Below are 21,205 nucleotides of genomic sequence, written 5' to 3' on the forward strand. Positions count from 1 at the left end.
GCTCTCACTACCTCCGGGACGCGCGCCGCGCGGCGAACCCGACCAGACCCGAACCGACGAGCGCGAGCACCGCGAGGCCGATCAGCCCCGGCGTGGAGAAGCTCGTCTCGACGGCACCCTTCGCCATCGCCACCGGCTGGTCGCCCGCGGGGATCGCGTGGGGAACCTCGTTCGGTGTGTTGGCGACGGTGAGCGCCAGTGTGTCGCCCGGCTTCAGCGAGCCGCACACCGAGGGCGGGTTCTTCGGGTCGAACGCGTTCTCGTAGCCCGGCGGCGGGTTCACCTCGACCACGCAGATGTCCTGCGGCGCCAGCAGATCGTCCACGGTGACCGCGCCGGTGTCGCCGGCGGTCGTGACGACCACGGGCTGCCCGTCGGGGCCGTCGAGCGGCTTGCCGTCCTGCCCGGTGGCGGCGGACTTCTTGTCCTTCCCCGTGATCCGCAGCGTCGCGCCGCCGATACCCTTGCCGGTCTTCGCGTCGGTCTTGGTCACCTGGACCTTGCCCGGCTTCGCGACGGCCACGACGCCTTCCGCGGTCAGGGTCTTCTCGCCGCCGGTGGACACCACGTTCTGGATGCCGGTGTTCACCGGGTTCTGCACGTAGGGCCGGTCGGCCGGGGCCGAGAGCGACGTCGCGAGCTTCGGCTGGTCGCCGGTCGGCGTGAGCTGCACCGAGATCGTGCCGTCGGCGCCGGTCTTGAGCGTGGTCTCCGTCCGCGCGCCCTGCACGGTCGCGCTGCCACTGGCCGTGTCGGTGGCCTGGGCGTCATCCTGCGAGTCGGAGCCGGTGCCGGTGGTGAGCGTCGCGTCGGTGGCGTCGAGCTTCACCGCGACGTCCGGGACACCGGTGCCCTTGGCGTTCTTCACGGTGACCGTCCAGGTCGCCGCGGTGCCGAGGTGCTGGTCCTCCTTCGGCGGCGTGACCGAAGCCGTCCACGGACCGCGGTTGGCCTCGGCGTCGGCGGTCAGCTTGGCGACGTCGTCGTACGCCACGGGGGCCTTGTCCTTGAGTCCCTGCAGGTGCATGGCGATGTCGTAGCCGATCTTGTCCGCGGGCAGCGCCTCGTTGAGGTCGTCGTGCCCGGGCCGCGGCGCGGAGGTCCACGAGTGCAGCAGGTGCGCGAGCGCGGCGGCTACGTTCGCGTCCTTGGTGTCGCCGTAGCGCAGCAGCAGGTACGAGATGTTCCCCGCCTTGTCGGCGGGGATCTCGTCGCCCCACTTGGTGAGCAGCTTGTCGCCGGGCTTGTACTTCTCGTTCGAGTCCGGCGCCTTCAGCTGGAAGCTGACGCAGAACACCTGCTTGCCGGCGACGAGGTAGGACCCGAGCCAGTTGCCGCTGTGATCCTTGTTGTCGAACCGTTGCGCCGGGACCTCGACCCCGATGCCCTGCTGGGTCGCGGCGTCGGCGGCGGTCTGGCCGATTGCGGTGAGGGAGAGTGCGCCGAGCACGGCCGTGGCGACCAGACCGGCGGCCGCGCGCAGGCGAGCGCGCGGGCGTGAAGACCACCCCATGGTGTGTTGACTCCTTCAACATGCTCTGCAGTGACGCCTTTGCGTCGACGCAGGTCACACGATCGAACAACGCCCCGACACGCCTTCGGTCACATCCCGAACACGCGAAGTGAAGGTTCGCGGCTGATCACCCGGATTGTCTAGGGGCTATCGGGTGACCTGCGGTGAACGGTCGTGATCTCAGTCGCATACGGTGTAGCCCAGCGCGGGCCGGTCCCCCTGATCGGGCAAAAGGGTAAAGTCTCCTTTACTCGACCGCCTCGACGGGAACCAGCAGGCCCGAGCGGTCGTTGAACCCCATGCAAGGTGCCAGCAGATCCAGGAGGATCAGGTGCGTTCCAGTAGCAACCCGGCGTTCCGCAACCTGTCCCGCGGTTCGGCCGCTTCAGGGCAGTACGGGCCGAACGTGGGCTTCGACCAGCGGCCCTACGGCACTCCGCAGGGCCAGGGTGGTGTGCCCGGCTACGGTCCCGGGCAGATCGCCGCCGGTTCCGCCGACCGGCCGATGACGGTCGACGACGTCGTCGTCAAGACCGGCCTTTCGCTGGGCACCGCCCTGGTGTTCGGCGTCCTCACGGCCCTCTGGGCCCAGACCCAGCTGGTGACCGACACGCTCGGCCGTGTCACCGGCATGAGCGGTCCGCTGCTCGGCGCGCTGTTCGGCGGCCTGATCGTCGGGCTGGTGCTCTCGCTGGTGATCATCTTCGGTCAGAAGGCGAGCGGTCCGCTCACGCTGGCCTACTCGGCCGCGGAGGGTATTTTCCTCGGCGCGCTCAGCGGGCTCTTCGAGCTCGTCTACCCGGGCATTGCGCTGCAGGCGCTGATCGGCACGGCGGGTGTGTTCATCGCGATGCTGGTGGTCTACAAGACCGGCGCCGTGAAGGTCACGCCGAAGCTGACCAAGTGGATCGTCGGCGCCTTGGGCGGCGTCGTGATCCTGATGCTGGTCAACCTGGTCACCGCGCTGTTCTTCGGCTTCAACCCGCTGCGCGACGGCGGGCCGATCGCGATCATCTTCAGCCTGGTGGTCATCGGCATCGCCGCGTTCAGCTTCCTGCTCGACTTCGACCAGGCCGACCGCATGATCCGGTCGGGGATGCCGGCCAAGTGGGCGTGGTTCGCGGCCTTCGGCCTCATGACCACGCTGGTGTGGCTGTACCTCGAGATCCTGCGGCTGTTGTCCTACCTGCGCGACTAGTATTCGCGCAGGACTCCCGAGAAGGCGCTCCGTGTACTACGGGGCGCCTTTTCTGTGCACGCGTTCTGTACCCGGGAAAATCGCTCTTCGCGCGACGGAGTGCGTACGCAGAGTGCTTGTGCGGCGCCAATTCCCGGCCGAAACGCTGCCGGTGGAGGACTTTCCGCGGGCGGGTGGAGAAGGCGAAAAGTCGTCTACGTCTTGCTTCGGGCGAAATCGATGGCTTTTTGTCGGTGGCGTCCTCTAGCCTCGGCGACGTCGCGCAAGGGGATTCATCCTGGGGCTTGCGCGTCCTTTTGCTCTCTGACGATGGGGATGGTCCGCCGCATGTCCGCACAACCGAGTCCGGCCGCGCCGGGCGCCGCCGGGCTCGACGACAAACTCGACCGCGGCGTGCTCAAGATCGCCTCCGTGGTGGTGCTCGGCGCCATCATGGCGATCCTCGACACCACGGTCGTCAACGTCGCGCTGCAGAAGCTCACGATCCAGTTCTCCACGTCGTTCGACACGATCCAGTGGGTCGCCACGGGCTACATGCTCGCGCTGGCCACGGTCATCCCGATCACGGGCTGGGCGTCGGATCGCTTCGGCACCAAGCGGTTGTACCTGCTCGCCATCGGCACATTCCTGATCGGGTCGATGCTGGCGGGGCTGGCCTGGAACGTCGAGTCGCTGATCCTCTTCCGGGTCGTGCAGGGGCTCGGCGGCGGCATGCTCATGCCCGCGGGCATGACCATCCTGACGCGCACGGCGGGTCCGCAGCGCATCGGGCGCGTGATGTCCGTGCTCGGCGTGCCGATGCTGCTGGGTCCGATCTGCGGCCCGATCCTCGGCGGCTGGCTCGTCGACGCCGTGAGTTGGCGCTGGATCTTCTACATCAACGTGCCGATCGGCGTCATCGCGTTCGTGCTCGCGCTGCGCCTGCTGCCGAAGGACAAGGCGACGAAGTCGGGCCGCTTCGACTTCGCGGGCCTGCTGATGGTGTCGCCGGGCCTCGCGGCCCTGATCTTCGGCGTCTCGCGCATCCCGTCCACGGGCACGGTCACCGCGATCGAGGTGTGGCTGCCGGCGCTCGCGGGCATCGTGCTGCTAGTGAGCTTCGTGCTGCGCGCGCTGCGGGTGGCGGACCCGTTGATGGACCTGGGCCTGTTCAAGAACCGGACGTTCTCGGTCTCGATGATCACGCTTTCGGTGTTCTGTATGGGCTTCTTCGGCGCGATGCTGCTGCTGCCCACGTACTTCACGCTGGTGCGCGGCGAATCCGCGCTGCACGCGGGCCTGCTGCTCGCGCCGCAGGGCTTCGGCGCGATGATCATGATGCCGATCGCGGGGCGCTTGTTCGACAAGTTCGCCGCCCGTCGCATCGTGCTGCCGGGCCTGGCGCTGATCGTGGTGGGCATGGTGCCGTTCACGCAGGTCACGTCGACCACGCCGTACGCGCTCCTGCTCTCGGCCGCGTTCGTCATGGGCCTCGGCATGGGCTGCACGATGATGCCGATCACGTCAGCCGCCCTGCAGACGCTGCGCTCCGAGGACATGGCCAAGGCCTCGACCACCACGAGCATCCTGCAGCAGACGTCGGGCGCCATCGGCTCCGCGATCATGTCCATCGTGCTCGCCGCCCTGCTCGGCTCGCGTTTCGGCGTCCCGACGAACCAGGGCCAGCTGGCCGCCACCGCGGCCACCCTGAACCCCGCCACGCACACCGCCGCGTCCGCCCTTGCCGCCGGCGCCTTCGCGACGCCGTTCCTGATCGCCACGGTGATCCTCGCCGTGTGCCTGGTGCCCGCCGCCTTCCTGCCGAACAAGCGCTTCATTCCGTCGCCCCCGCCCACCGGCTCGGACGACGCCGCAGCCGCGGTGCCGGTGGCGCCGCTGCACTGACTGGCTTTGCACGACGAAGGGCCGCTCGCGAAACTGTCGCGAGCGGCCCTTCTTCTGTCCATATTTCAGAAAATGCGCTCGACCTCAGGAAAGGCGCTCCAGCACCATTGCCATTCCCTGCCCACCGCCGACGCACATGGTCTCCAGCCCGAACTGCTTGTCGTGGTGCTGAAGCGAATTGATCAGCGTCGACGTGATCCGCGCCCCCGTCATGCCGAACGGGTGGCCGGCCGCGATGGCGCCGCCGTTGACGTTGAGGCGGTCGAGGTCGATGCCGAGGTCGCGGTAGGACGGGATGACCTGAGCGGCGAACGCCTCGTTGATCTCGACGAGGTCGATGTCCGAAATGGACATCCCGGCGCGGGCCAGGGCCTGCTTCGAGGCCTCGACCGGGCCGTAGCCCATGATCTCCGGCGACAGGCCCGTGACGCCCGTCGACACGATGCGGGCCAGCGGCGTGAGGCCGAGCTCGCGTGCCTTGGTGTCGGACATGACGATCACCGCGGCGGCGCCGTCGTTGAGCGGGCAGCAGTTGCCGGCGGTGACGCGGCCATCGGGGCGGAACACGGGCTTCAGGCCGGAGACGCCCTCGATGGTCACGCCGGCGCGGGGGCCGTCGTCCTTGGACACGACGGTGCCGTCGGGGAGGGTGACCGGCGTGATGTCCTTGGCCCAGAAGCCGTCGGCGATCGCCTTCTCCGCGAGGTTCTGCGAGCGCACGCCGAACTCGTCCATCTCCTCGCGCGTGATGCCCTTGAGCCGCGCCAGGTTCTCGGCGGTCTGGCCCATCGCGATGTAAACGTCGGGGAGGTTCCCCTCCGTGCGCGGGTCGGTCCAGCTGTCCGTGCCCGACTCCGCCGTGGTCTTCGTGCGCGTTTCGGCGTCGGCGAAGAGCGGGTTGTGCGTGTCGGGCCAGGAGTCCGAGCTGCCCTTCGCGAAGCGCGACACCGTCTCGACGCCCGCGGAGATGAAGACGTCACCCTCGCCGGCCTTGATCGCGTGCATCGCCATGCGGGTGGTCTGGAGGCTGGAGGAGCAGTACCGGGTGATCGTGCAGCCGGGCAGGTGGTCGTAACCGAGCTCGACGGCCACCGCGCGGCCCATGTTGAACCCGGACTCGCCACCGGGCAGACCGCAGCCGAGCATCAGGTCGTCGATGTCGGCGGGGTCCAGCTGCGGCACCTTGTCGAGCGCCGCGCGGATCATCTGCACGGCGAGGTCGTCGGGGCGCATGCTGACCAGCGAGCCCTTGGCGGCACGGCCGATCGGGGAGCGAGCGGTGGAGACGATGACGGCTTCGGGCATGGCGTGACACTTCCTCGGGTCGGCGGCACTAAGCGGTTGCTCACCATAGTGCCGCTTATCCCGCCTCCGGCAAAGCCGAAGGCGACGCGGACCACTATCGGGCGGTCCGCCTGAGTGGACAGCGCCGCAGGCCCAGCGTTTAGGCTGGGCCTGGCCGCCGAGATCCGGCGCAGAAGGGCAGGAGCGCAGTCGTGGAGTACGCCGAGCACATCGTCGACCTCGTGGGGAACACCCCGTTGGTCAAGCTGAACTCCCTCACCAAGGGGCTCAAGCCGCTGGTGCTCGCCAAGGTCGAGTACGTGAACCCGGGCGGCAGCGTGAAGGACCGCATCGCGCTGCGGATGATCGAGGCCGCCGAGGCGTCGGGCGCCCTCAAGCCGGGCGGCACGATCGTGGAGCCGACGTCGGGCAACACCGGCGTGGGCCTGGCCATGGTCGCGCAGCGCAAGGGTTACAAGTGCGTGTTCGTCTGCCCGGACAAGGTGAGCGAGGACAAGCGCAACGTCCTGCGGGCGTACGGTGCCCGCGTCGTCGTGTGCCCGACGGCCGTGGCGCCCGAGCACCCCGACTCCTACTACAACGTCTCCGACCGCCTCGTCCGCGAGATCGACGGCGCCTGGAAGCCCAACCAGTACGCCAACCCCGCGAACCCGGAGAGCCACTACCTCTCCACCGGCCCCGAGATCTGGCGCCAGACCGAGGGCAAGGTGACGCACTTCGTCGCCGGCGTCGGCACCGGCGGCACGATCTCCGGCACCGGCCGCTTCCTCAAGGAGGCCAGCGACGGCCGCGTGCAGGTCGTCGGCGCCGACCCCGAGGGCTCCGTCTACTCCGGCGGCAGTGGCCGGCCGTACCTGGTCGAGGGCGTGGGCGAGGACTTCTGGCCCGAGACCTACGACCGCGGCATCGCCGACCGGATCATCCCGATCTCCGACGCGCACTCGTTCGACACCACCCGCCGCCTCGCGATGGAAGAGGGCCTGCTGGTCGGCGGCTCGTGCGGCATGGCCGTCGCCGCCGCGCTGAAGCTCGCCGAGAGCTTGACCGAGGACGACGTCGTGGTGGTCCTCCTGCCCGACGGCGGCCGCGGCTACCTCACCAAGGTTTTCAACGACGACTGGATGTCGTCCTTCGGCTTCCTCCCGCCCGATTCCTCGGGCGCGACGGTGGGCGACGTGCTCACCAAGAAGAGTGGCTCCCTGCCCAGCCTGGTGCACACGCACCCGAACGAGACCGTGGCCGAGGCCGTCGCGATCCTGTCGGAGTTCGGCGTGAGCCAGATGCCCGTGGTCAGCGCGGAGCCGCCGGTCATGGCCGCCGAGGTCGTGGGTGCCGTCAACGAGCGCGACCTGCTCGACGCGCTGTTCACCGGCAAGGCGCAGCTCGCCGACAAGCTCGAGACGCACATGTCGCCGCCGCTGCCGACGATCGGCGCCGGCGAACAGGTCGGCTCCGCGATGAAGGCACTCGAGGGCGCGGACGGCGCGTTGGTCCTGATCGACGGCAAGCCCGCGGGCGTCGTCACCAGGCACGATCTGCTCGGGTTCCTCGCCGGGCGGTAACTGGCGACACCGCGCTCTCTGATACCAATCCGACCACAGTCACGGCGGGGATGGTTGCCGGATGCGGCACTTCCGGTCAGGTTCCCGCCCACTTCCGGCCGGATTGGTAAACGTGCTACGCGGGCCGGGGCGTTCCGAGCGCCCTGCCCCGCTATCCGATAGCGTGGGCGCGATAGAACTTTTTCGCGTCCTCGTCAAGGGGGTTCAAGACCCACATGAGTGCTCCGCAGCCACCGAACCAGCCCGGGGACGGCGGCGAGCAGCCGCCGCAGGGCCCACCGAGTGGTCCCACACCTCAGCAGGACAGTCCTTTCGGCGCGTCGGAGCCGACCCAGGTGGTCCAGCCGGGCCAGCCGTACTCGCCGGCCCCGTCTTCGGGCGAAGGCGGACTGTTCGGCGAAGCCCCCGAGCCCACGCAAGTCGTGCGGCCCGGTGACGCGAACGCCGGCGGCGAAAGCCACTTCGGCGCCGAGTCGACGCAGCTCGTCCCGCCCGGCTCGCAGCCGCCGGCCATCCCGTATTCTCCGCCGCCGAGCGCGGCCGACAACCCCGCTGCCATGGGTGGCGGGTTCGGCCAGCAGGGCTTCGGGGGACAGCCCGGTGCTCCGGGTGCTCCTGGTGGCTTCGGCCAGCCGGGCCAGTCCCAGGGCTTCGGTGCCCCGGGCGGGTTCGACCAGGGCCAGGGTGCCTTCGGTGCCCCGCCGCAGGGCGGTTTCGGTCAGTCGAGTCAGCCCGGGCAGCCGGGTCAGCCGGGCGGTTTCGGAGCGCCGCCGGCTTTCGGCGCCGCGCCCGTCGCGTCCGGTGGCGGCAACAGCATGTACGGCTTCATCGCCGGTGGCGTCGTGGCGCTGCTGGGCGTGCTGTCGCTGATCTGGTCGTTCCTGTACATGGGCGACGCGAGCGAATACTCGTCCAGCCTCGACCGGGCCCGCCAGACGGCCGGTGACGCGAAGGTCGACGAACTGCTCGGTCAGTCCGGCCTCGCCTCGCCCGGCGCCATCTGGTTCTACGTGATCATGGTCCTGGTCGGCGCGGTCGTCTCGATCGCTGGCGGCGCCGGGCTCATCTTGGCCGGCCGCCTCGGCGGCGGTATCAAGAAGATCGTGCCCATCGTGGTCGCCGTGGGCGGCGTGCTGCTGGGCGTCTTCGGCGTTCTGCTCATCGCCGGCTCCACGCCGAACCAGGAGCTCCTCGACCAGGCCGGCCGCAACGGCGCCGACAGCATCGGCATGCCGACGCTCATCTTCGGCATCCTGATCTTCATCGTCGGTCTCCTTGGCCTGATCCCGCCCACCGCGCAGTTCGTCGGCCTCGGCGGCGGCACCCCGGGCGACGCGGGCGGCTTCGGCGGCCCCGCGGGTGGCGCCGGCGGCTTCGGCCAGCCGGGCCCCTTCGGCCAGCCGCAGCAGGGCTTCGGTCAGCCGGGCTTCGGCGGTCAGCCGGGTCAACCTGGGCAGCCGGGCTTCGGCCAGCCGGGCGAGCAGCCCTCGTTCGGGCAGCCCGGTTTCGGCCAGCAGCCCGGCACGCCCAACCCGAGCAGCGGCGGCTTCCCGCAGCCCGGCGGCTACGGCCAGCCCCCGCAGCACGGCTACGGCCAGCCCGGCGAACAGCCCGGCAGCGGTGGCTTCCCGCAGCCGGGCCAGCCCCAGCCCGGCCAGCCCGGCTATGGCCAGCAGCCCCCTCCGGGCTACGGCCCGCCCCCCGGCTACGGCCAGCCCGGCCAGCAGCCGCCCCCTGGGTACGGCCCCCCGCCCGGTCAGCAGCCCCCGGGCTACGGTCAGCCGCCGCAGCAACAGCAGTGGTGACCAGCTGAGCTTCGCGTGAAAGGCCCCTTCGGTGCCCGGCATCGAAGGGGCCTTTTGCCGTCCGGCGGCTCTTTGGCTCTGCAGCGGGGTCGCCTTCGCACCGCCGCCCGCAGTCACTGCGGCCTGCCCGTTCTCAGGTGACTCACGATCGTCTTTGCGGTGCCGCGCCCACGGCGGCGGTTGTGCTGAGGGCGACGTCGTTCCGGCTCCGCCCGCCGCGCCGCCGCCGGGCAATGACTGCGGGCCGCCAGTTCGCAAGTCGCCGCGGCCGGCGCCCACCCCGCGCCGCGCGGTGGCGGACTGCCGAGCTTTGCGGGCCTTCATCGCGTCGGCACCCGACCGTCCGCGGAGTCTGCTTCGCGTCCCGGCCTGCGCTGCGAAGTCGGCCGCGGCCGTTCTGGACCGCCCGAGCTTGCTGTCGATGGCCGAAGTTGTGGGGTGCGTTGTGCGAAGTCGTGGCGAGCCACTGAGTTCTGTCGTAACGGTCGTCTGCGCCGTCGGCGTGACTCTCGGGGCTGTTCGGTTTCGCGATGCGGTGGGGCTCGCTGTCGAGAGTGGCGTTGCGGATCAGATACTCAAGGCCGCTCGTCGAATACTGATCGGTATCGCGAGCCCACCTGCTCAAGCCGGCTCCGCCCAGGCTTCGCGGGCCATTTCCCCACTGTGTTCCCCACTGTGGGCGATTCTCCCGTTGCGCTCCGGGAGCACAGCACCCGCTGTGCAGCGCCCCGTCACCCACACAGCGGGTCTTTGCGAAAAATTGAGAAATGCTGTTTTTCGGTAACACCCCTCCTGACCTCGAACCATTACCCCACCTGGACGGAACGGGCACTGATTCTTCATCGCTTCGCCATTTCTCGTCCATGATCGCGATTTCCGGGCTAGGGTGAGCCGTTCGTTTTCGCCTTCGGCCCGAGGGGGAGCAGAGTTGAGCGGCCCGCACGGATCTCCAGCGCAGCAGCGGTCAGGTCCCGCGCACGGGGAACCGCCTGTGCGGCGCGGCCGGCCGTCGGGGGCGACGGCGTTGGTTGCGGCGCTGCTGGGGCTCGTGGCGGCCGGGGCGGCGGGCTACTTGCCGGTGACCTTGTTCATCGACATCCCTTCGGGGTTCAGCCTCGGTGACCTTCCTGTGTGGACACTCGTGGATCTCGGCGGCTACTTGGGTGCCGGCCTCTTCCTGCTCGTCGGCGCGCTCGCCACGATCTTCCGCGCCACCGCCGGTGCCGTGCTGCTGATCCTCGGCGCGGTTTTCGCCATCGGCGCGATCCTGCTGGAGCCGACGCTCGGCAACGGCAGCTACGCGGCCTACTTCGAGGTCGTGTTCACGCTGAACGGCTTCACGGCCGTCGACCGGGCCGTGCTGGTGGTGCTGGCGCCGCTCATCCTGGTGCTGGCGGCGCTGCGGCCGACGTTCTCGTATCTCAGGTACCGGGCGTACGTGCCCTGACAGTGGTGATTCTCGCCCCGAAAACGTCTCCGGCCTGGCACGATACGGGTACCTCTCCCCGCAGCCGGTGGGGGCCGGATTCCCGAGGACTTCCGTGAGCTATCCCCAGAACCCCGGCCAGGGGCAGAATCCGCAGCAGCCGTACGGCCAGCAGCCGTCCGGTCCGCAGCCCTTCGCCGGCCAGCAGCCCTACGGTCAGCCGTACCCGGGCCAGCAGCCGGCGCCGTACTCCGGTCCGCAACCGATGCCGGGGCCGCCGTACTCGGGACCGCAGCCGGTGCCCGGCCAGTATCCCCAGCGGTACGGCCAGCCCAGCCAGCCCTTCCCCGCGTACCCGGGTGGTCCGGGCGTGCTCCAGCAGAAGCCGAGCGGCGGCACCGCGATCACCGCGGCCGTCCTGGCGATCCTCGGTGGCATCGTCGCGCTGATGGGGGTGGTCGGCTCGATCGTCGGGCTGTCGACGTTGCGCGGTACCGAGGTGCTCTTCATCGTCTCGCTGGTCGTTGATCTGGCGCTTGCCGGTCTCCTGCTCTACGGCGCCATCGCGCTGATCATGCACAAACCCGCGGGCCGGATGTGCGTGATCATCGGCTGCGGCGTCTCGATCGCGTTCTCCGTGATCTCGTTGATCCTGACCGCGGCCGGCGCCACCGCTCTCGGTTCGTCGGCCGAGTTCCTGGGCGTGGGCATCGCCGGCGCGATCGTCGGGCTCATCCCGCCGGTGGCCACGCTGGTCCTCGCGATCGTCAAGCCCACCCAGCAGTGGGTCGGACTCGGCGCGCCGGCGCAGCCGCAGTACCCGGGCACCTACCCTCCGCAACAGGGCTGGTGACGAACGGTCCCACCGGCGCACTGGGGGACCGCATCGGCGGGACCTGCGACGACAGGTCCGGGCCGGCGTGAATTCCGTCCCACCTGGCGGGATTGTCGGTACCGGGCCGTACCCTGGAACCATGGTCGACGACTACTCCGTGCTGGGTTTCGAAACACGCGCCATCCACGCCGGGCAGCAGCCCGATCCGCGGACGGGCGCCGTCATCGTGCCTATTTACCAGACGTCGACCTACGCGCAGGACGGTGTCGGCGGCACTCGTGAGGGTGACTACGAGTACTCGCGCACGGCGAACCCCACCCGCAGCGCGCTGGAGCAGGCCCTGGCCTCGCTGGAGGGCGCTCGGCACGCGCTGGCGTTCGCGTCCGGCATGGCGGCGTCGGACGCGGTGCTGCGCACGACGCTGCGCCCGGGCGACCACCTGGTGCTGGGCAACGACGCGTATGGCGGCACGTTCCGCCTGATCGACAAGGTGCTGAGTCTCTGGGGCATCGAGCACACCGTCGCGAACCTGGCCAACGTCGACGAGGTCCGCGCCGCGCTGCGGCCCGAGACCAAGCTGATCTGGTGCGAGACGCCCACCAACCCGCTGCTCGGCATCGCCGACATCGCGGCTCTGGCCGGCGTGGCCCACGACGCGGGCGCGCGCCTGGTCGTCGACAACACCTTCGCCACGCCGTACCTGCAGACGCCGCTGGCCCTCGGCGCCGACATCGTGGTCCACTCCACGACCAAGTACCTCGGCGGCCACTCCGACGTCGTCGGCGGGGCCGTGCTCACCAACGAGGACGAGGTCCGCGAGCAGCTCTTCTACCTCCGCAACGCGGCCGGCGCCGTCCCCGGTCCCTTCGACGCGTGGCTGACGCTGCGCGGCCTGAAGACGCTGGCCCTGCGCATGGAGCGGCACAGCGACAACGCCGAGCTGATCGTGCAGACGCTCGCCAAGCACCCGAAGGTCTCGAAGGTCTACTACCCGGGCCTGCCCGAGCACCCCGGCCATGAGGTCGCGGCCAAGCAGATGCGTCGCTTCGGCGGCATGGTGTCCTTCCGCCACGCCGACGGCGAGCAGGCCGCGCTGGAGGTCGCGTCGCGCACCAAGCTTTTCATCCTGGCCGAGTCCCTGGGTGGCATCGAGTCGCTCATCGAACACCCGGGCCGCATGACCCACGCCTCCACGGCGGGTTCCACGCTCCAGGTCCCGGATGACCTGCTGCGGCTTTCCGTCGGCATCGAGGACGGCACCGACCTGGTCGCCGACCTCACGGCCGCGCTGGGCTGAGCTCGCCCCTCAGAAACCCCCGCGCCACTCGGTGCGGGGGTTTCTGCTGCGCACACGGACCCGCACATACACAAAACCCCGCGCCGATGATCGGCCGCGGGGTCGGGATCGGGCAGGTCTGGACCGGTCAGGGCCGGTAGCTGCTCGGCTGCGGACCCGCCGTGTGGAGGGAGTGGTGCACGGCCTCCTGCTGCTCGGCAGGCGCCGGCGGGAGCTCGGAGCCGTCGATGCAGCCGCCGACGAGCTCGACGTGGTTGTCGTGGCGGATGTATTGGGGGTGCGCGCCGCAGCCGGCGGCGTCGACGGTGAAGTAGGCGGCGCCGGTGAGCGCGACGGCGGAGGCGACGCCCAGCACGAGGGGCAGGACTCCGGCCGAACGGGTCGCGCGCGACCCGCCGGCGGTCGTCGCGTTTTTCGCGCGGGCCATGGTCGCACTCCCTGATCACGTGTGGTTGCCGTTATCAGAGTACCGGTCCCGCGGCGGTGGCACCTCGGCCATCCGTCGGTGGCATCATCGCGACCTATGGAACTGGTCAGCATCGAGCGGATCGAGGAGGCGCGCAAGCTCCTCGAGGGCATCACCAGGGTGACCCCCATGGAACACGCCCGTGACCTGCGGCGCCTACACGGCGGCCCGGTCTACCTCAAGTGCGAAAACCTGCAGCGCACCGGCTCGTTCAAGATCCGTGGCGCCTACACCCGCATCCACGGCCTCACCCGGGAGGAACGCGCCCGCGGCGTCGTCGCGGCCAGCGCCGGCAATCACGCGCAGGGCGTGGCGCTGGCGTCGTCGCTGCTGGGGATCTCGTCGACGGTCTTCATGCCGCTGCGCGCGCCCCTGCCGAAACTCGCGGCCACTCGCGGCTACGGCGCCGACGTGCACCTCCACGGCGCCGTCCTCGAAGAGACGCTCGCCGAAGCCATCGCGTTCTCCGAGCGCACCGGGGCGGTGTTCATCCACCCGTTCGACCACGTCGACGTGATCGCCGGGCAGGGCACCGTCGGCCTGGAGATCTTGGAGCAGGTGCCTGGCGCGAAGACCGTGCTCGTGGCGACGGGCGGTGGCGGCCTCGTCGGGGGCGTCGCGGCTGCGGTGAAGGGACTGCGGCCCGACATCCGCGTGGTCGGCGTGCAGGCCGAGGCCGCCGCCGCGTACCCGCCTTCGCTGGCCGCCGGCTCGCCCGTGCGCCTGGGCGAGCTGCACACGATGGCCGACGGGATCGCGGTCGGCGAGCCTGGCCCGGTCAGCTACGCGCACGTGTCTTCGCTGGTCGACGACGTCGTCACGGTCAGCGAGGAGTCGCTGTCCCGCGCGGTGCTGCTCTGCCTCGAGCGGCGCAAGCTTGTGGTCGAGCCCGCCGGCGCCGCGACCGTAGCCGCGCTGATGCAGCACCCGGGCGCCTTCGAGCCGCCGGTGGTGGCGATCCTGTCGGGCGGCAACGTCGACCCCGTGCTGCTCCAGCAGATCATCCAGCACGGCATGACGGCCGGCGGCCGCTACCTCAAGCTCCACCTGCGCGTGCCCGACCGGCCCGGCTCGCTCGTCTCCGTGCTGACGTGCGTGAAGGAGCTCGGCGCCAACGTCCTCGACGTCGAGCACTCCCGCATCTCCGGCAGCCTCGCCCTCGGCGAGGTCGACGTGGCGCTCGCCCTGGAAACCCGCGGACCCGAACACTGCAAGGAGGTCGAGGCCGCCCTCGCCGACGCCGGGTTCACCATCGTCCCGTGACCGTCCTCAGTGGACTGGTTGCTCCCCGGTGACCGCCGCCAGCGCCAGCTCCCGCGCAGGCTCCCCGACCTCGGGCACCTCGAACCGCCGCCCGCGAATGTGGCTCAGCAACTCGGGGTCCGGCGTCACGGCGTGCTCCCGCAAGTAGTACGCGACGGCGCCGGGCCACACCCAGCTGCCATCGGTCCGAAACGTCAACGGCACCACGTCCACGCGGCCCGGGTCGAACGCGTCGACGTCGAAACTCCGCGACGCCAACACCGCGGGCGCGGACTCGAGGTAGGCCAGCACCCGCTCGCGCTCCGCCTCGGGCAGCGCCTCCCGCTCCACCACGGGCCGCCCGGCCTCGTCGAGCCCGTCGTAGACCCGCGGCGTCCGCATCTCGGCCGCCGTCGTCGCCGGCGGATCCGCGACGCCGGGCTCAGCCGGTGCGACGGGGCCGGCCGCTTCCGCGGACGGCACGGCGGCACCTTCCGGCAACGGTTCAGCGGTGTCCGCCGGCGTTGCGACGGCTGCTTCTTCAGCCGCCGGCACTGGTGCGGTCGAGCCCTGCTGCTGGGCCGCGGGGGTGCCCCCGCTCGCCGGATGTGCGACGGCGGGGTTCTCCTGCGGCGAGGTGGGGGCTGCGCTTCCGTCCGTCGGCGCCGGAGTGGCGGCATCCTGTCGCGGTGCGGCAGGTGCGTCGGCGTGCGACGCCGGCACAACGGGCGGCGGTGCGGCGCTCTGCGGTGCTGCGGTGGCTTCTTGCGCAGCTGCTGTGGCCGCCGGTACTGGCGCGGTGGCGTTTACGACCCCGCTCGCCGGTACCGCGGTGGCGTTGTCCTGCGGGGCGGGTGTGCGGGCGTGGGGTGTCGGCGCGACGGGTGGAGGCACCGCGACCGGGCTCGGTTGCGGAGCCGGCGCGCGGTCGGGCGGGGGCGGTGGCGTGTCCGGCGTCCACGGCGCCGGGAGCGGCGGCAGCCCCGCGCGGGTCCGCAGCCAAGGCGGGATGAAGGCCTCCGAGCGCGGGAAGAACCGCAGCTCGTCCTGGAAGCCGAGTTGCGGGGGCGGCCGGCGCCAGACCGGCTCGACGTCCGGGCGGAAGTCGAGCCGGGGTGGGTGCTGAGGGGTGAACAGGAGCGTCGCGCTGAGCCAGGTGCCGCGGCCGCGGAGGTACATGCCGCCGCGGAGGACGGAAAGGAGGCGGACGGCCTCGGGGTGGGGGCGGGCCGGGTAGTCGCGCCCGTCCGGGGCCGTGGTGACGACGTCGGCCTCGACGTGCCGCCCCACGGCCCGGTACTCGACCCGCAGCTGCCGCCACCCCGGCGGCACGGCCGAGGCGCACGCCTGGCCGATCCGCTGGACGAGGTCCTGCTGCTGCGCCGGGCTCAGGGGTACCGGCGGTTGGCTCAATGCGTCTCCCCGGGGTGGTGTCAGTTGCCGGCGGCGGCGAGCCGCTCGCGGAACCAGTCGGGCATGAACTCCTCGGTGCGGGGGAACCGCTCCTGCTCGATCGCGAACTGCTCCGCGGCCGGATACGGGTCGAAGTCCGGCTCGTTGCGCCAGTTGTACTGGATCGTGAACCGGCTCGGCGGCTCGATGCCGAAGCGCGCGGAGAACCACGTCCCCTCGCCCTCGGTGTACATCCCGCCGCGCAGGCGCTGGAACATCTTCCACACATCGACCGGCGGGTCCCACGGGCGGAACGTGCCACTGGGGTCCTTCACGCCGACGGCCACATCGACGTTGCGGCCGACCATGCGGTAGTCGATCATCACCTGCTGCCAGCCCGGCGGCAGGGCTTCGACCACGGCCGTGGTGATCTCACCCAGCAGCTCGTTCTGCTGGATCGGGTCCAGCTCCGGCCACTTGAACGGCATCGGTCGTGTCCTCCTGATCGTTCGGACTTTTCGGGCGGGCCCATCATGGCACGGGCCCCGCGGTCACTCCTGGGCCCGCAGGCGCTCCTGCTCGCCGCCCTCGTCGAGCAGCTTCCGCAGCCACGCCGGCACGTGCTCGTCGTCGCGCGGGTAGGCCTCCAGATCACGCGTGAACGCGCTGGGATGCAAGGGCGGCCACCAGTTCGGGTCGCCGTCGAGGTCGTAGGTGAACTCCGGCGGGGAATCCGGGCGCAGCACGACCTTCGCGGAGAACCACGTGCCGCGGCCGGGTTCGTACATCTCGTCGCGCAGGGCGCGGAACGCGGCCTTCACCGGGGCGGGCAGCTCCATCGAGCCGGGGGAGCCGTCGCGCATCCGCACCTGCAGCGCGAAGTCGTTGGCCACCACGGTCGCCGACACCGTGAGCACGATCTCGGCCCACCCGGGCGGTGCCGCGTTCCCCAGTGCCGTCGCGATTTCAGCGGGAACGGGATCGGTCACTGTACTGCCTGTTCTTTCCGAAGTTGATGTCCGCGGGGTTGTTCGGGAACTCGCGCTCCTTGGTCACGCGCGAGATCTCGACGGGTTTCCCGTTCTCCAGGACGACGTGCCCGTTGGCGTCAGTCTTGTAGACCACTTCCTGCCAGCGCATCGTGACGCTCTCCGGCACGCCGTTGCTGTCGCCGTGCATGGCGACCTGGTAGTTCTGGATGTCCTGGCCCTCGGTGTTCGCGAATTTCCCGAGCTCTGTCTCCTGGTTGCGCCACGAAGCCTCGTGGATCCAGCCGTCGCGGTAGTTGCCGCTGTTGGACGCCGCCATCTGCGGGTGCATGTTGACGTACTCACCCGGACCGCCCATCTCGTTGGCCGCGAGGTGGCCGCCCGCCCAGCGCACCTTCTCGTACTTGTCGCCGTACTCGGGGTGGTCGGCGAACGCCTCCTTGCCCTCACCGCCGGAGCGGTTCTGCGAGTTGGTGTCGCGGTAGGTGTCGTTGCGGCCGTCGAAGCTCGGGTCGCCCGTCATCGCGTCGGGCTTGCCGTTTTCGTCGATGTGGAACGTCCACGACTTCGCCGGGTCGTGGAAGTTCGGCACGCGGTACTGCGCGCCCGGGATCAGCGGGTAGCGCAGGTCGGGGTTGTGGTTGGGCGACGACGTGCCCGGAGTGGCCTCGACGTACGTGATATGACCGTCGGCGTCGGTGTAGAACCGCGTGCTGGCACCGTTTTCGTACGACACGCGGTACTCGGCGTGGCCCGCCAGCGGACGCTCGCCGTGCAGCGTCTGTGGCACGCCGTCCGGGTCCGGGTCGGCGTTGCTGGTCCGCGCGGGTACACCGTCGAGGTCGCGCGGCGAGTCGATGTCCGGGTGGCCGTCGCGATGGCGCGGGCCGGTGAACTCGGCGTCGCCGGCCCGGTCCCAGTCCACGAACCGCCGGTCGAACTCCGGTGAGTCCGGGTTGTACGTGCGGGTCGCCGGAGGAAGGTCGAACTCCTCCTCCGGGACGCCCCCGTTGGCGTCGCCGCCCCGCGCGTGCGCGCTGTCGGCGTCGACGTCGTGCGGGTCGTGGTGATGCGACTCGGGCGCGAAACCGTCCTGGCCGGCGTGGTGCGACGTGCCGTCCGGGTGGTGCACGGACCACTCGCCGTCCGGCGGGATCCGCGGCCGCATCCGGCCGTCGGGGCCGATCTCGTAGTCGGACGAGAAGACCCGGCCGGTCGAGTCGGTCCAGGCCGGCTTGGTGGGCGCCATGACGTCGGTGTCGAGCTCGCGCGAGAGCCGGTTGGCGAAATCGTTGGAACCGGCGTCGCAGCCGATCAGGCGGATGGGCCGGCCGTCGTAGTCCGCGTTGTGGCGCAGGACGTCGGCGAACTCCTCCGGCGTGTAGTGCCGGTCGCCGATGCGTGCGTGCCCGTCGGACGTCACGTGCACGTCGACGGTGTAGCGCCCGTCCGGATCCGGCTGCACGCGGTGGGGGAGGTCGCCCAGGTCCGTGTCGCCGCGGTGGTACGAGCTGCCCGCCGGTGTGCTTTCGGAGTGGCGCTGGTTGACCTCGTCCGGCGTCAGGGGTTCGTCGTCGTGGTGGTGCGCCCCGCCCTCGTGGTCGGGCGTGTCGTGGTGATCGGACGGACCGTGGTGATCGGGGTTGTCGTGGTGATCGGACGGACCGTGGTGATCGGGGTTGTCGTGGTGATCGGACGGACCGTGGTGATCGGGGTTGTCGTGGTGGTCGGCTGAGCCGTCGGTGTCGTGGTGAGGTGCCCTGTCATCCGGCTCGTTGTGATGGGGAGCGTGGTCGTCCGGCCCTTCGCGGTGCGGGGTCCGCTCGCCGGGCTTTCCCCCAGGAGCCCGATGCGGACTGTCGGCCTCCGGGCGGGTCGTCGTCGGCGAGCCACCACGCGCGACGGGCTCGGGCGCGTCACCTGGCCGCTGCGGCCTGCCCGCCGCCGGCTCCCCCGGACGACGCGAGCCGTCCGGGCCCTGGGGTGAGCGCGTGTTCGGGTCACTCGGGCGGCGCGGTGAACCCGAGTCGGGTCGTCGCGGCGAGGGCTCAGGACCCTCACCGGGCCGCCGCGCCGAGGGCCCGCGATCGGGGCCGGTGCGCGGACCTGAGGTCTCCGGAGTGCGCGCGCCCGGGCTGCCCGGCGTGCCGGTCCAGCCCCCGCCGCTGCCGGGCCGGGCCGCCGGTGCGCCACCGGGGGCACCGCCCGACGGCGAACCTGCCGGAGCGCCACCACCCTGCGGCGGCAGACCACCCGCGACGGGCTGGTTCGGCGTGGTGGAACCTGACGCACCAGCACCATCGCCGGTGCGCGGCGCGGGTGCGCTGGGCGCGGGTTCGTCGACCTTCGGCGGCGCGTAGCCCGATGCCGAGGTCGAGTTGTCGCCCGAGTTCTGATGCGAAGACGGCGAGCTGCTCCCGGAAGAGCCACCGGCGGAGTGGGCCGGGGCGCCGCTGCCGGATCCGCCGGTGCTGTGGGGCGCGGAGCCGCCGGACGGCGAGCCGCCCGCGTGCGACGAGCTCGGCGCGTCGCCAGTGCGGGCACTCGGAGCGTCGCCCGTGTGCGAGGGTGCGGAACTGCCGCCGCCGGACGGTGAAGAGCTGCCCGCGTGGCTCGGCGAGCTCGACGAAGAGCCGGCGTGGCTCGGCGACCCGCCGCCGGACGGACCGCTGGTGGTGTGTGGCGCGGAGCTGCTGTGGGAGGGGGATTCGCCGCTGAACGTCGACGCCGAGTTGTCGCCACCGGCCCCGCCCGTGTCGCCGTCGTGGGTGCCGTTGCCCGTGCTGCGCCGCGACGAGTCGCCGGAAGAACCGTCCCTTGTGGAGGGACCGCCACCGTCCCGGCTCGACGACGAGGAGTCCCCGTCGCCGGAGTGCGGGCCGGTGGAGTCCGAGTCACCGGAGTGCGAACTGCCGGCATTCGAGTCACCGGACCGCGAAGTGCCGGAGTCCGGATCACCGGAGTGGGAACTGTCGGCGTCCGAGTCTCCGGAATGCGAACCGTCCGAGCCGTCAGGACTGTCCGAGCCGTCGCTGCCGGGCGAGTCCCCGTCACCATCGGTGCCGCTGTGGTGCGAACCACCTCCGGAGCCACCACCGCCCGTGCGGTGGGCGAACCCGCCGGCCTTGATGTTCTTGGTGCTGATCACGTCGAGGCCCGTGACCTTGCCGGCCAGCTTGCCGAGGATCTTGATGATCTTCGCGAAGACGTCGGCCAGCTTGCCCAGCAGCGGCGACACCCGGCGCATCGTGTCGCACAGCTTGGTCAGCAGGCCGCTGATCTTCTCGCCCCACTTGGAGATCGCCGTGACGGCCTGCGCGACCACCAGCGGCGTGCCGAAGCCGAGGGAGAAGACCTCCTCCATCACCCACGAGATCAGCTTGCCCACCAGGTCGGCGATCAGCTGCCGCACGGTCTCCCGCACGAACGACACGACCTGGCCCATGATCATCGTGACGGTGCCGATCGCGCTCGCCACGGTCGCCGCCCCGCCGAGGGCCTCCGCGCATTCCGCCGCGCCCTTGCGGTACGCGTCGGCGGCGTCTCCCGTCCACTCCGCGGTGCCGGTCTTGACCGCGTTGGTGTAGTCGGTCTGCCTGTCCTGCAAGGCTTTCGCGACGTTGCCCCAGGTGTCCGCATAGGACTGGATCACGGGCGGGTTGCCCGCCACCGAGTCGAGCATGTCCTTCAGCGGCTGCACGTGCTCCATGAGGAACGACGCCACCGACGACATCAGGTAGCCGAACGGGTCGATCGCCGCGCCCGCGATCTCGCCCGCGAGGCTCAGCACGCCGAGGCCGCCCGAGACCCAGTCGCCGTCCTTGATGCCGTTGAACGCGTCCATCGCCGACTCGGCGACGCCGATGCCCGTGGCGTAACCGTAGTCGCCGTTGCCGGCCGTGAGCGGCCCGGGGCCGTCGCCGTCCTGCTTCGCCTGCGCGACGAGCGGGTTGCCGTCGGCCATCAGTCGGGCACCTTCGTGGAGGCGATGGCGTCGGTCGTGCCGGTTTCGTAGGTCTCGTACGCCTGTGCGGCGTTGCGGACCTTCTGCGCCTGCGCGTCCATCGCCGTCACGGTGTTCTGCAACGCGTTGATGCCGAACTCCTCCACCGGGTCGAGCATGGCCCGGAACGGCTGGCAGAGGATGCCGTACGCGTCGGTGGGCATGCTGACCCGGTTCGCGGCGTCGACGGCCTGCCGCAGCCCGTCGCCGATCCCGTCGAGCTGGCGCGCGTGCGCCTTGAGGTCGCTGCCGACCTCGTATCCCTTAGGTGCCATGGTGTTCATCCCC

The 21,205-nt window shown here is 70.8% G+C and carries 15 protein-coding genes and 1 pseudogene; 8 read left to right on the top strand and 8 right to left on the bottom strand.

Annotated features, from left to right (window positions below):
• Window positions 1–7: 7 nt before the first annotated feature.
• Window positions 8–1,513, bottom strand: a complete 1,506-nt coding sequence (locus tag AB0F91_RS02845; RefSeq protein WP_360594179.1) for a hypothetical protein — start codon at window positions 1,511–1,513, stop codon at window positions 8–10.
• A 331-nt stretch (window positions 1,514–1,844) separates the two neighbouring features.
• Here AB0F91_RS02845 and AB0F91_RS02850 point away from each other — a divergent pair, with 331 nt between their 5' ends.
• On the top strand, window positions 1,845–2,711 hold the full coding sequence (locus AB0F91_RS02850) for a Bax inhibitor-1/YccA family protein (protein ID WP_360594181.1): 867 nt from the start codon (window positions 1,845–1,847) through the stop codon (window positions 2,709–2,711).
• 327 nt (window positions 2,712–3,038) lie between these two features.
• Window positions 3,039–4,595 carry a DHA2 family efflux MFS transporter permease subunit gene (locus AB0F91_RS02855; protein ID WP_360594182.1) on the top strand — a complete coding sequence of 519 codons (1,557 nt, stop codon included), beginning with the start codon at window positions 3,039–3,041 and terminating at the stop codon, window positions 4,593–4,595.
• A gap of 84 nt (window positions 4,596–4,679) precedes the next feature.
• On the opposite strand, the gene AB0F91_RS02860 is transcribed toward AB0F91_RS02855, so the two are convergent.
• Window positions 4,680–5,900, bottom strand: coding sequence for an acetyl-CoA C-acetyltransferase (locus AB0F91_RS02860; protein ID WP_360594183.1), 1,221 nt, complete (start codon window positions 5,898–5,900; stop codon window positions 4,680–4,682).
• A 191-nt stretch (window positions 5,901–6,091) separates the two neighbouring features.
• Here AB0F91_RS02860 and AB0F91_RS02865 point away from each other — a divergent pair, with 191 nt between their 5' ends.
• The 5 genes from AB0F91_RS02865 (at window position 6,092) to AB0F91_RS02885 (ending at window position 12,825) form a co-directional block, all read left to right on the top strand.
• A complete protein-coding gene (locus AB0F91_RS02865) occupies window positions 6,092–7,462 on the top strand; it encodes a cystathionine beta-synthase (RefSeq protein ID WP_360594185.1) in 1,371 nt (456 codons plus the stop codon).
• 215 nt (window positions 7,463–7,677) lie between these two features.
• The gene (locus tag AB0F91_RS02870; RefSeq protein WP_360594187.1) at window positions 7,678–9,267 is read left to right on the top strand and encodes a hypothetical protein; all 1,590 of its coding nucleotides are present in this window, start codon (window positions 7,678–7,680) and stop codon (window positions 9,265–9,267) included.
• A 991-nt stretch (window positions 9,268–10,258) separates the two neighbouring features.
• On the top strand, window positions 10,259–10,714 hold the full coding sequence (locus AB0F91_RS02875) for a hypothetical protein (RefSeq protein ID WP_360594189.1): 456 nt from the start codon (window positions 10,259–10,261) through the stop codon (window positions 10,712–10,714).
• 94 nt (window positions 10,715–10,808) lie between these two features.
• Entirely contained in the window at window positions 10,809–11,546 is a 738-nt protein-coding gene (locus tag AB0F91_RS02880; protein ID WP_360594191.1) for a hypothetical protein, read from the top strand.
• Window positions 11,547–11,667: 121 nt separating this feature from the next.
• Window positions 11,668–12,825 carry a cystathionine gamma-synthase gene (locus AB0F91_RS02885; RefSeq protein WP_360594193.1) on the top strand — a complete coding sequence of 386 codons (1,158 nt, stop codon included), beginning with the start codon at window positions 11,668–11,670 and terminating at the stop codon, window positions 12,823–12,825.
• Between the two features lie 127 nt (window positions 12,826–12,952).
• On the opposite strand, the gene AB0F91_RS02890 is transcribed toward AB0F91_RS02885, so the two are convergent.
• Window positions 12,953–13,252 carry a hypothetical protein gene (locus AB0F91_RS02890; RefSeq protein WP_360594194.1) on the bottom strand — a complete coding sequence of 100 codons (300 nt, stop codon included), beginning with the start codon at window positions 13,250–13,252 and terminating at the stop codon, window positions 12,953–12,955.
• A gap of 96 nt (window positions 13,253–13,348) precedes the next feature.
• On the opposite strand from AB0F91_RS02890, the gene ilvA reads away from it, so the two are divergent.
• Complete coding sequence (ilvA, locus tag AB0F91_RS02895; protein WP_360594196.1) at window positions 13,349–14,554, top strand: threonine ammonia-lyase; 1,206 nt, start codon at window positions 13,349–13,351, stop codon at window positions 14,552–14,554.
• 6 nt (window positions 14,555–14,560) lie between these two features.
• Here the strand turns inward: ilvA and AB0F91_RS02900 are convergent.
• The 5 genes and pseudogenes from AB0F91_RS02900 to AB0F91_RS02920 form a co-directional block, all read right to left on the bottom strand.
• Window positions 14,561–14,938: pseudogene (locus AB0F91_RS02900) on the bottom strand (ferredoxin); the annotation flags it as partial.
• Window positions 14,939–15,966: 1,028 nt separating this feature from the next.
• The gene (locus AB0F91_RS02905) at window positions 15,967–16,413 is read right to left on the bottom strand and encodes a hypothetical protein (RefSeq protein ID WP_285972541.1); all 447 of its coding nucleotides are present in this window, start codon (window positions 16,411–16,413) and stop codon (window positions 15,967–15,969) included.
• Between the two features lie 63 nt (window positions 16,414–16,476).
• Entirely contained in the window at window positions 16,477–16,914 is a 438-nt protein-coding gene (locus AB0F91_RS02910; RefSeq protein ID WP_360594197.1) for a hypothetical protein, read from the bottom strand.
• Window positions 16,892–20,878 (bottom strand): hypothetical protein, encoded by a 3,987-nt coding sequence (locus AB0F91_RS02915; RefSeq protein WP_360594198.1) that lies wholly within the window; start codon window positions 20,876–20,878, stop codon window positions 16,892–16,894. The genes AB0F91_RS02910 and AB0F91_RS02915 overlap by 23 nt, the downstream gene beginning before the upstream one ends.
• Window positions 20,878–21,192, bottom strand: a complete 315-nt coding sequence (locus AB0F91_RS02920; RefSeq protein WP_360594199.1) for a type VII secretion target — start codon at window positions 21,190–21,192, stop codon at window positions 20,878–20,880. Before AB0F91_RS02920 ends, AB0F91_RS02915 begins: the two co-directional genes overlap by 1 nt.
• Window positions 21,193–21,205: the final 13 nt, after the last annotated feature.

The sequence above is a fragment of the Amycolatopsis sp. NPDC023774 genome (assembly GCF_040639695.1).
In the GTDB taxonomy this organism is placed as follows: Bacteria; Actinomycetota; Actinomycetes; order Mycobacteriales; family Pseudonocardiaceae; genus Amycolatopsis.